Origin of the sequence: uncultured Lactobacillus sp. (assembly GCF_945290125.1) — a bacterium.
Taxonomy (GTDB): Bacteria; Bacillota; Bacilli; order Lactobacillales; family Lactobacillaceae; genus Lactobacillus; species Lactobacillus rizhaonensis.
The window spans coordinates 17,034-27,240 of the sequence record NZ_CALYQV010000027.1 but is presented as its reverse complement, the minus strand read 5'-3'; the positions used below and the strand labels follow the sequence as shown (position 1 = coordinate 27,240).

Genomic DNA, 10,207 nt, shown 5'->3' with positions numbered 1-10,207 from the left:
TCGCGCCTTGCGGCTCATTGCCCGACGACAGTTATTAATACTAGCAAGTATTTTCTCTTTTTGCAAGTCTTTTTTGCAAATTATTCGAGTGACTATCTTCTTTATTCATGATAAAGTTGTCATATCAACGTTTAGAGGGGAGTTTTCAAAATAAAAAAATTTGATTTAGCAATTATAGGAGCAGGTCCTGTAGGATTATTCTGTGCCAATTTTGCTCATCTTCATGGTCTAAATACAATAATTTTTGATTCACTAGCTGAGGTTGGAGGGCAACCAAAATTACTTTATCCCTTTAAAGAAATTTTGGATATACCAGCTTACAGTTCTATATTGGCTCATGAACTAATTACAAAATTACAAAATGATGCCGGACAACATACAACATTCGTTTTGAATCATCCAGTTAGAGCCATTAAACAAAGTAACAACGAGTTTGTTATCGATGACGATTATTCTGTTAGAAGCGTCGTCATTGCTACTGGGACTGGGTTTTTCAGTCCTAAAAAATTTCCACTAAAAACGAATGAGGAAATTGAAAAAAGGATTCACTATTATGTTAAAGACCCCCAGGATTTTGCTCATCAAAAAATAGGCGTCTTTGGTGGTGGTGATTCGGCTCTTGACTGGGCAATTGAATTAGCAAATCAACAGGCTGCAAAGATCAAACTAGTTCATAGAAGAAATGAATTTCGTGGTCTCGAATCAAGTGTCACCAAACTAAAAAGTTTAAAAAATGTTGAAATAAAGACCCCTTATCTTCCTAAATCAATTGAAATTAGAGATAATCAACTTGATATTAGCTTGAAAAGAATCGGAAACAACGATGTCATTCATGAACAATTTGACCAAATAGTCGTTGGCTACGGTTTTCGAGCTAATAACCAGTTTGTAAAAGAATGGGGTGTTAATTTAGTTAATAATCAAATAGAAGTTTCTCGCTCTATGGAAACCAATGTCCCAGGTATCTACGCAATAGGCGATGTCACTACTTATTCTGGCCGAGTCCCACTTATTGGACTGGGCTTTGGAGAAGCACAAATTGCAATTACTACAGTTATGCGTAAGCTTTTTCCTGAAAAGACTTTAACAATACATTCAACCAACATTTAGGAGATGTTTATGACAATAATCAATTTTATCTTGCATATCGATCACCATCTGATTGAAATAGTCAATCAGTTTGGCAATTGGACATATTTGATTATCTTTGCCATTATTTTTATCGAAACTGGATTAGTTATATTTCCCTTTTTACCAGGTGATTCATTAATTTTTGCTGCCAGTTCTTTAGCAGTTAATCCTGCATACAATTTAAATATCTGGTGGATTTATTTTGCAGTGCTGCTGGCAGCAATACTAGGCGATGCTTGTAATTATGAAATAGGTGCTTGGTCGGTTAGACAAGGCTCTAAGCATACTTGGTTTAATAGATTAATCAATCAAAAAAATCGCACGGCAGCTGAAAACTTTTTTGAGCGGCACGGACCGATTACTATTGTTATTGGCAGATTTATCCCTTTTATCAGAACTTTTGTTCCTTTCATTTCGGGTGGAAGTAAAATGCATTATGGTAAGTTTGCCTTATATAACGTAGTTGGTGGAATATTTTGGAGTGGTTTGTTCACAATACTTGGTGCCTTCTTTGGCAACATTCCTTTTGTCAAAGATCATTTCTCAATGTTAATACTTGCAATAATTATAATCTCGGTTTTGCCGATATTTATCGTATCGTTAAAAAAACGGATTAAAAACAAAAAGGAATTCCATTAAGGACTCCTTTTTATTTTTGTAATAATTTATCAGCAAAATACAATTCATAGACAATACCGGCAATTGCAAAACAGGAAGCAAAAAAGCCTTCTGTGAGCACATTAATAATCGGATCTGTAGCGGGATCAAATAGCCAGGTATTGCTGCCGACAAAAAACAAATGATGAAAAGTAATAAAAAAATTATCAAAATTTGCCAAGGCAAATGGTAAAACAGCAATCGGCAATAGCAAAAATAATAACGCCCAAACTTTATCTAAGCGCAAAAATTTTTTGTTTTGTCTTTTACACCAAAAATATATGACCAAACAGCACAAGAAGGCAACGATCGCCAAAACAAATAATTTTTTGACATCAGCAAAGTGCCTGGCAGCCATTGCAGATGTATGAAAATCACGCATGTGCAGCTTGCGCTTAAATGGCCAAATGAGGTACCACAACAACTGATTATAACTATTCATCACTTGTTCAATTGATAAATTGACTGTTTTATTTGTTTTTTGCACTAATACAAATACAAATAACAGTGGCCAGCTTGCAACGAGGGCTGTCACCACACTTGTAGAAATAGCAAAAATAAAATGATAAATAATAGTTAATATATTATTTCTTTTGCTCATAATTTAACCTGATCCAAGCTGTCAACTAAAATTGTTGGCTGCCTTTTTCCTTCAATGTCTGCCAATTTTGTAATACCTGTCGTCACCAATAATTGGTCAACACGACTGTTAAAACCCGCCTTGATATCAGTATCGTAGTTATCACCTACTAAAAGCGCATCTTTTTTAGAAAACTTTAGTTTATCGAATAACATATCAATAATCACAGGAGAAGGCTTGCCGATAAAAAAAGGTTTGTGGCCACTAGAAGCTGCAATCATTGCACACTGAGAACCATTACCGGGCAATAAACCATTTTCACTAGGCAAATTTAAATCAGCATTAGTCCCAATAAAAGTAGCACCGTTCCTAATTGCAGTAGCGGCCACTTGAATCTTATGATAAGTCAAGTCCGTATCCATCCCCACAATCACGTATTCAGGATTAAAATCAGTGACTTCAAAAGCGGAATTTTGCAAAAATTCTCGCCATAAACCAATTTGACCTATTATATAAACACCAATTTTACTTTTCCGCTTTTTCTCACGCTTTAAAATATAACTTACAGTTGCCATACAGGGAGTATAAACGTGCGCAATATCGGTTTTAATGCCATGCGTTTTAAGCTTATCCACCACCATTTGTGGTGTACGAGTAGTATTATTAGTCAAAAAAATATAGCTTTTATGTGCTTGTTCTAGGCGCTTAACAAAGCGAACACCTGCAGCAATAGTTTTCTTGCCCCGATAAATAGTGCCATCAAGATCAATTAAAAATAAACGGTAATCCTTCACCTATTTGCTGCCCTTCCTTTTTTGATTACAAAAGAATGGTTATTTGCACGCTCTTTTTTTATTGTTATAGTTTCGGATTTCTTTATTTTGGGTTGGCGAACATGGTAGCTCTTAAACGACTTGTAAAGCTTCTTTCTGTGTATATTTTGTCCCCGATATTTAAACGAATTTAATCGTCTTTTTCTTTTATTATTACGATAATGATGTACTGGACTTAGCAATTGCAAGATAAAATACGGACTACCAGGATTACAGTATTCTAGTAAATAATCCGCAATAGTTTGTTTCTTACGATCGATTGCAGCCTGAGCATTATCTTGGTAGAAACCTTTCAAGCGCAGATGATCACTAGACAAATCTCCCACAATAAAATCATATTGATCAAGATAGGGGTCATATTTTTGCCGCAAAAGTTCAAGATCCAGAGCATCATCCTTATTAACTATTACCTGGTACAATTGCTTGTTAATTTTTAACTGATCATTATCCAAAGCCACTGCCGCCAGGGGATGGCGCAAAGGCTGCTCTTGGTTAAATTTATTTTCTTGTGGTTGATTACTGTTTGTTTTTTCCACTATTAATTTCACTTCCAGTTAAAGGGTATTTTTTTGCCAAATAGTCTCCAATTACTTCACGCAAGAACTGTGGAAACAAAAAATCATTGTCGCCAACGATCGCCAAAGTTGGAAAAAACGGCACCAAAACATAATGATCCAAAACAGCAATTTGATATTCCTGATATGGATCAACTTCTTTACCGTTGACAAAGACTACTCTACTCATAGGGTCAAATTTTATGCCCTTATAATACATTTGACCAAAAATTTTCCCGCGAAAACTCATTCCTTGCAAAGGGAATTGGTCTAAAAAATGCCGGTTTTTTTCAATTTCCATAACCAGTCGCCACAAATCACTCCCTCTTAAAGTGGAACGCACTACATGCATTGAATGCGGTAAAGACTTTTGCAAATCATATTTAGTGATAATGCCTTTTTTAAAAGGGGTTAAGAAAAGCCCCGAGCTGAGCATAGCCAAATCTGTTCCTGCAAAATGAGCAATTGCATTCATTGAAACTTGGATAGCAGCTTCACGGTCACCATCATATTTTTCAGGCAAATCAGCAATAAGTTCTCGACTCAAAATTTCTTTACCTTTTTGCCTGTATCCTAAAATAGTATCTTCATCAGCTATGTGAGACTTCATCAAACTAGTTGGCTCAACATGTGGTGTAATCTTGCGCACGTGGTGATTGTCATCAATTTCCATATACGTATTGCCTACATAGTTGCCCCATTTACCGGTTTGAGTAATCCAAACACCCTTAACTTCTTTACCATGGGGAAGCAAGTCATGGCTATGTCCTCCCACAATTAAATCAATTTCCGGGTAATTCTTGGCTAAAAAGGTATCCATATTTAAGCCAATATGAGTTATTAAAATTAACACGTCATATTGACCTTTCATCTGTGGTAAAACTTTATCCATTGTTTCTTTCAGCATTTTGACATGCCAATGATTAGGTTCGTAAGAAAGCGGATAGGCGGCAGTTAGACCGATAAGACCGATACGTGTTCCCTTTTTTGTAGTTAAGATCTTATACTGAACTGCCCAGTGAGGCATAGATTCATCTTCTTCACGCAAATTGGCTAAAATAACGGGAAAATCAGCATGATCAAATAGTTTTTCTACTACAGCGTGGGAATTAGAAATACCTTCGTTGTTACCGATAGTAATTGCATCGTAATGAAAAGAATTCATTAATTGAATATTAGCCTGCCCATAAGTTGCATCAGTCAAAGGATGCGAGCGGTCCATGAAGTCTCCAGCATCAAAAGTAAACACTTGATCAACAGTCTGATCTTTTTGAGCTTCCCGCAAATACCGGCCAATTTTGGGAAAATGTTCGAAATGTGAGTGTAAGTCATTAGTATGTAAAATGCGAATTTTTTCCATTATCTGCTCTCTATCCAATTTGATTCGACTTCAAAACCATGTTATAAGCATCTAGAACTTTTCCCTTAGGCTTTTTCCATTCTACCCAATCCGGATTTTTCCAATCATCTTCGTTTGTCAAAGTCTCAAGCTTATAGTTTTTATTGATATATTCTTCATAAGTAACAAGGGCTTTAGTACGTGGAATATTTAATTGTAAAATACGAACACTTTTAATTTTTCCTCTGTCAGCTGCAAGTTCCGCTATCCCATTCTGATCAATATTAGAAATTTCAAAATATTTGCTGCCGTCATTGCGTACAATTTCTTCAATTAAATCTAATTCTTCATATTGTTGCTCATTCATCAATATTCCCCGTATAAATTAAATCTGTGACATATAGCAAAAAATGTGTAACCATGCTATTGTAATTAACAACAGAGGTGTACACATGAAATATCAAAGCCAACTGTTTAAGGCTCTCATTTTTAGCATCATATTTATTACAACTAGTGCTTTCACTGTGGTCGGCCACCGCGGTGACCCCAGCAAATATCCTGAAGAAACTATTCAAAGTGACAACTCTGCCTTTAACTCAGGTGCAGACTACGTTGAACTTGACCTGCGGCTGTCTGCAGATGGTGAACTAGTTGTATCGCATGATGATGACCTATTTCGAGTAACCCATACACATGCAATTGTATCACAAAATTATTGGCAGGCACTTAGCCAATTGACCTATGACAATGGTGAACACGTGCTGAGCTTACCAGAGCTATTTGATTATTATCAAAAAAAGCCTAATACCAAATTTATTCTTGAAACTAAAATTGATCATGGACTTGATCCCTCTTATGAATTAGAAGATCAGATTGCCGCCACTGTGAAGAAATATCATATGGAAAAAAGAGTAATGATTCATTCATTTTCTGCTGCCAGTTTGTTTCATTTTCGCAAAATTATGCCCGATGCCTACTTAATTCTAATTGTCGGCAGTCTTAAACGAATAAATTTTAGTAATTTACCGCAAGTAAATGCTGTTAATGTTTCCTCTGACCTAATTTTAAATCATTACTGGCTTATACATTGGTTACACCAGTTAAATAAACAGGTTTTTGTGTGGACAGAAATGGACGAATCGCCCGATCTATGGCAATGGTTGATTAATAAAAATGTCGATGGCGTGGTAACCAATTTTCCCAGCACCGGATTTAAGTACAAGCTGGCTAAGGAAGGCACCAAGAAGTATAGTATCCACCGCAAAGGCAGCTATTTTGGCAAAAAGAAAGCCAAGACAATGATGAACCCTTATGTACGGAAAATGCAAAATAAATATGTTTATCCGGGACAAAAATTTGAAGTCATGTACGGAGTCAGAGCACATAATCAGCTTTATTATCAGATTGCTAACCAAACATTTATCTCATCTGAGTTTGTTAACATGGATCTGAGGCCAGCAGATATTGCACCTTACCAAAATAAGCAAATTATTGCTAAACCGCAAAAAGACGTTCGCATTTATCGTTACCCGGATAATCAAGCTAAAACCACTAAGCTACTTCCAGCAAACACTCTCTTTAAAATTCAGAATTTTAATGGTAGTCCTAAAAGTTTATGGTTATTTACATCACAGGGTTGGATCAAAGCACGTGATATTCTTTTCTATGGTTTCTTTGACGACGCAAATTGGCAAAATTATCGTCACCTGCCTCGAATGAGCCGCTATTCAAATATTGCTTTAACTCCTTATTTGCAGTTGCAACCAGCAAAGACGTTAAACACATGGCAGAAGATAAAGCAAATTAAAAAAATAACTACTAAAAAAGTGCTGCATAATTAAATGCAACACTTTTTGTGTGAATAATATTATTCATTTGTAGTACTTTGCTTTTTCAGTATCTCATAAGAGAGCTCAATTTGCTTTTCTGGCACTTCTTCGTTATTCATCAATTTAGTCAGCATTCTCATTGCAACTGCACCAATATCATAAAGTGGCTGACGAATGGCTGTTAGCGCTGGCCGCACAACGGAAGCAATTTGAGTTGCATTTGCTGTAATTATTTCTAAATCTTCCGGTACTTTTTTACCAGCATCAATAGCGGAATTTAAAATACCTACTGCAGTGACATCACGACTGACAATCACACCATCAATACCGTCCTGCTCCAGTTGAGATAATAAATTATAGCCATCAGAATGGTCTTTAATATTAGTATAGATATGACCTTCACCTAAACCATGATCAGCCATAAATTTTTTGTAAGCCGGAATTCTGTTTTCAGCACTAACCACAGTGTCTGGATTGCCTAAGACTAAGGCCAAATTTCTCCTGCCATCATTATACAGAAGGTTTAAAGCTTCTGTATCGGCTTTTTGATAATCAATAGCAACTGACGGAAATTCACTGTGACTATCTTTAGTACCAGCTAAAACCACTGGCGTATCTGTCCGTTTAAAGGCTTCAATAGCTTCTTCTGGCAAATTATCTGACATGTAAATCACACCATCGACCTGCTTATTAAGCAATCCCTGAATTGCCTGATCTTCTCTCATTAAGCGGTTTTCAATACTGGTGATAATAATGTTGTACTTATATAAAAGCGCAATATCATCAATTCCTTTTGACAATTCCGCAAAATAAAGATTAGTTAAATCCGGCACGATTAAACCAACCGTGGTGGTTCTTTTAGATGCCAGGCCTTGTGCTACCGCATTTGGCTGGTAATGCAACCGGTTGATTACTTTCATTACCCGTTCGCGAGTGTCTTTACGCACATTTGTATTGCCGTTAACAACTCGTGAAACTGTAGCCATTGAAACTTTAGCCTCACGAGCAACATCATAAATTGTAATATCCTGTTTTCGCATTTTGGTTCCCCCATCTTAAAATTACTAGTATAAAATTTATCATTCTTTTTCATAAATTGCAAACGTTTACAACTATTCTTTCATTTTTTCAAGTCTAGAACATGATATACTGATTTTAATCATAAAATCAAGATGGAAGGAAGAAGCTATGAACTTAACTAAATTACAAGAATGGCTGCAAAGTACCAATAACGATGTTGCCTACATTTCTAATCCAACGACAATTGCTTATTTTACAGGATATGATATGGAGCCACATGAACGAATCTTTGCCCTTTTAGCATTTAAAGATCAAGACCCATTCGTCTTTGTTCCAGCTTTAAATGTTGAAGAAGCTAAAAATTCGGCTTGGGACGGCGATGTATACGGTTATCTTGATTCCGAAGATCCGTGGGCGATCATTGCTGACAAAGTGAAAGGTAGAACCAAAGAATACCAAAAATGGGCTTTAGAAAAAAATAACCTCTCTGTTTCCCACTATCAACTCATCCATGAGCAATTTCCAGATGCTAATTTTGACGGTGATGTTTCTAATTTTGTCGCGAAAATTCGCTTATATAAAACACCGGAGGAAATTAAGCAATTGCAAGCCGCTGGCCGTGAGGCAGATTTTGCTTTTCAAATTGGTTTTGACGCTATTAAGGAAGGCGTTACTGAAAGGTATATTGCAGGCCAAATTGAATATCAGCTAAAGGTACAAAAAGGCGTAATGCATGAAAGTTTTGAAACCATTGTACAAGCCGGTCCCAACGCTGCTAATCCTCATTTAGGTCCTACCATGAATAAAGTCAAACCAAATGAATTGGTTTTATTTGACCTTGGTACTATGCACAACGGTTACGCTTCAGATTCCAGCAGAACAGTTGCTTATGGCGAACCAACAGCCAAAGAAAAAGAAATTTACGAAATTGATCGTGAAGCTCAACAAGCTGCAATTGACGCGGTGAGACCGGGAATGACAGCCTCTGAACTAGATAGTGTTGCACGTGATATTATTACTAAAGCGGGCTATGGTGAATACTTTATTCACCGCTTGGGTCACGGAATTGGTAAAGAAGTACATGAATACCCCTCAATTGTTCAAGGCAACGATTTGATCATTGAAGAAGGTATGTGTTTTTCAATTGAACCTGGTATCTATATTCCTAATGTAGCAGGGGTCAGAATTGAAGACTGTGGTGTTGTTACTAAAGATGGCTATGAGCCATTTACTCACACTAGCAAAGAACTAAAAGTTTTACCTCTTTAAATAAACTTTACTTTATTTATTGCAAAAAAATGGCACTGACAGAAAATAAAAATCTGTCAGTGCCATTTTACTAAAATTGCGTTTATGGTCTAGAATATGGATCAGCAGGTGCATCTGCAGGGCCTTCAGGCTTAGGGTCTGAAGGTTCCGGGTGATTAAAACCATCTGGAGCCTCTGCATGGTGCAAGTCATCAGCTACATCTTCAGCATGATCTTTTTGCTGTGCATCAGTATCTTTTGAACTATCAATAACGATATCGTCAAAATCTTTCAGTTCAGAATCATCTTCTACATTCTTTGGGAATGAGGCCAGTTGATTCTTTACAATTTCTGTGCCGTTATCATACTTTTTCTTTAAGTCTTGAACAGTTTCATTGTTCTTAACTTTTTTCTTCAGTTCGTCAATTTGTTCATCACTGACTAATAAGGAACCAGCTAGGAACCCTACAGCACTTCCAACAATAGTACCTAAAACAAAATTTGCAAAATTTTTCATAAAAGTAACTCCTTTTACTAATCTTCACCTTTACGCCGCTTATGTCGTGCAAACACTGATGCTAAAGCAGATGATATCAACCCGTTACGTTTCCAATGAAAATTATTGAAACGCTTTGCCATATTTCTGGTAGATGTATTGACATCTGAAACGCTTTCGCCTAAATCAGCTGCTGCTTGCACAACAGGATCAATAGTTTTCATTTTAACATTAACATCTGCTAGCAAGACATTAGTTTTATCAAGCAAATCACTGGTCTGATGAAGTAAATCATTTACATCTCCAGTAACCTGTTGAATTGACTCGTTAGCACTCTGGATCGTTTTTTCTGCTTCTCTAGTCGCTTTTGCAGCACGTATAAGCACTGGAATTGTGAAAAGTACTAAAATTAATAATGCAATGGCGGCTATTAAACCTGCTAATGCACCATAAGAAAATTTCATCTTTTACCTCCAATTCTATACCTAAAAAAAGTCTAGCATTAAAATGCTTCAATCTC

Annotated in this window: 12 protein-coding genes; 4 read left to right on the top strand and 8 right to left on the bottom strand. The window is 36.4% G+C overall.

Annotation, left to right across the window (positions count from 1 at the left end; genetic code table 11):
• Positions 1-150 precede the first annotated feature (150 nt).
• On the top strand, positions 151-1,110 hold the full coding sequence (locus Q0K80_RS06055) for an NAD(P)/FAD-dependent oxidoreductase (protein WP_294604372.1): 960 nt from the start codon (positions 151-153) through the stop codon (positions 1,108-1,110).
• A gap of 9 nt (positions 1,111-1,119) precedes the next feature.
• Positions 1,120-1,770, top strand: a complete 651-nt coding sequence (locus Q0K80_RS06050; protein ID WP_294604370.1) for a VTT domain-containing protein — start codon at positions 1,120-1,122, stop codon at positions 1,768-1,770.
• Between the two features lie 10 nt (positions 1,771-1,780).
• Here Q0K80_RS06050 and Q0K80_RS06045 read toward each other — a convergent pair whose 3' ends face one another.
• Genes Q0K80_RS06045 through Q0K80_RS06025 form a run of 5 tightly spaced genes read right to left on the bottom strand, consistent with a single transcriptional unit; the run spans position 1,781 to position 5,461 of the window.
• Entirely contained in the window at positions 1,781-2,389 is a 609-nt protein-coding gene (locus Q0K80_RS06045) for a TIGR01906 family membrane protein (RefSeq protein WP_294604369.1), read from the bottom strand.
• The gene (locus tag Q0K80_RS06040) at positions 2,386-3,162 is read right to left on the bottom strand and encodes a TIGR01457 family HAD-type hydrolase (RefSeq protein WP_294604368.1); all 777 of its coding nucleotides are present in this window, start codon (positions 3,160-3,162) and stop codon (positions 2,386-2,388) included. The genes Q0K80_RS06045 and Q0K80_RS06040 overlap by 4 nt, the downstream gene beginning before the upstream one ends.
• Positions 3,159-3,740: a YutD family protein gene (locus Q0K80_RS06035; protein WP_294604371.1), complete on the bottom strand. Its 582-nt coding sequence runs from the start codon at positions 3,738-3,740 to the stop codon at positions 3,159-3,161. The genes Q0K80_RS06040 and Q0K80_RS06035 overlap by 4 nt, the downstream gene beginning before the upstream one ends.
• Positions 3,718-5,115 carry a bifunctional UDP-sugar hydrolase/5'-nucleotidase gene (locus Q0K80_RS06030; protein WP_294604366.1) on the bottom strand — a complete coding sequence of 466 codons (1,398 nt, stop codon included), beginning with the start codon at positions 5,113-5,115 and terminating at the stop codon, positions 3,718-3,720. Before Q0K80_RS06030 ends, Q0K80_RS06035 begins: the two co-directional genes overlap by 23 nt.
• Positions 5,116-5,125: 10 nt before the next feature.
• Complete coding sequence (locus tag Q0K80_RS06025) at positions 5,126-5,461, bottom strand: hypothetical protein (protein WP_294604365.1); 336 nt, start codon at positions 5,459-5,461, stop codon at positions 5,126-5,128.
• An 85-nt stretch (positions 5,462-5,546) separates the two neighbouring features.
• Here Q0K80_RS06025 and Q0K80_RS06020 point away from each other — a divergent pair, with 85 nt between their 5' ends.
• On the top strand, positions 5,547-6,935 hold the full coding sequence (locus Q0K80_RS06020; RefSeq protein ID WP_294604363.1) for a glycerophosphodiester phosphodiesterase: 1,389 nt from the start codon (positions 5,547-5,549) through the stop codon (positions 6,933-6,935).
• A gap of 26 nt (positions 6,936-6,961) precedes the next feature.
• Here the strand turns inward: Q0K80_RS06020 and Q0K80_RS06015 are convergent, their stop codons facing one another.
• A complete protein-coding gene (locus Q0K80_RS06015) occupies positions 6,962-7,963 on the bottom strand; it encodes a substrate-binding domain-containing protein (RefSeq protein ID WP_294604361.1) in 1,002 nt (333 codons plus the stop codon).
• Between the two features lie 148 nt (positions 7,964-8,111).
• Between Q0K80_RS06015 and Q0K80_RS06010 the strand changes: the two genes are divergently transcribed.
• Positions 8,112-9,212 carry a Xaa-Pro peptidase family protein gene (locus Q0K80_RS06010; RefSeq protein ID WP_294604360.1) on the top strand — a complete coding sequence of 367 codons (1,101 nt, stop codon included), beginning with the start codon at positions 8,112-8,114 and terminating at the stop codon, positions 9,210-9,212.
• An 82-nt stretch (positions 9,213-9,294) separates the two neighbouring features.
• Here the strand turns inward: Q0K80_RS06010 and Q0K80_RS06005 are convergent, their stop codons facing one another.
• Both Q0K80_RS06005 and Q0K80_RS06000 read right to left on the bottom strand, forming a co-directional pair.
• Positions 9,295-9,708 carry a YtxH domain-containing protein gene (locus Q0K80_RS06005; RefSeq protein WP_294604359.1) on the bottom strand — a complete coding sequence of 138 codons (414 nt, stop codon included), beginning with the start codon at positions 9,706-9,708 and terminating at the stop codon, positions 9,295-9,297.
• 17 nt (positions 9,709-9,725) lie between these two features.
• Positions 9,726-10,151 (bottom strand): DUF948 domain-containing protein, encoded by a 426-nt coding sequence (locus Q0K80_RS06000; protein WP_294604358.1) that lies wholly within the window; start codon positions 10,149-10,151, stop codon positions 9,726-9,728.
• Between the last annotated feature and the right edge of the window lie 56 nt (positions 10,152-10,207).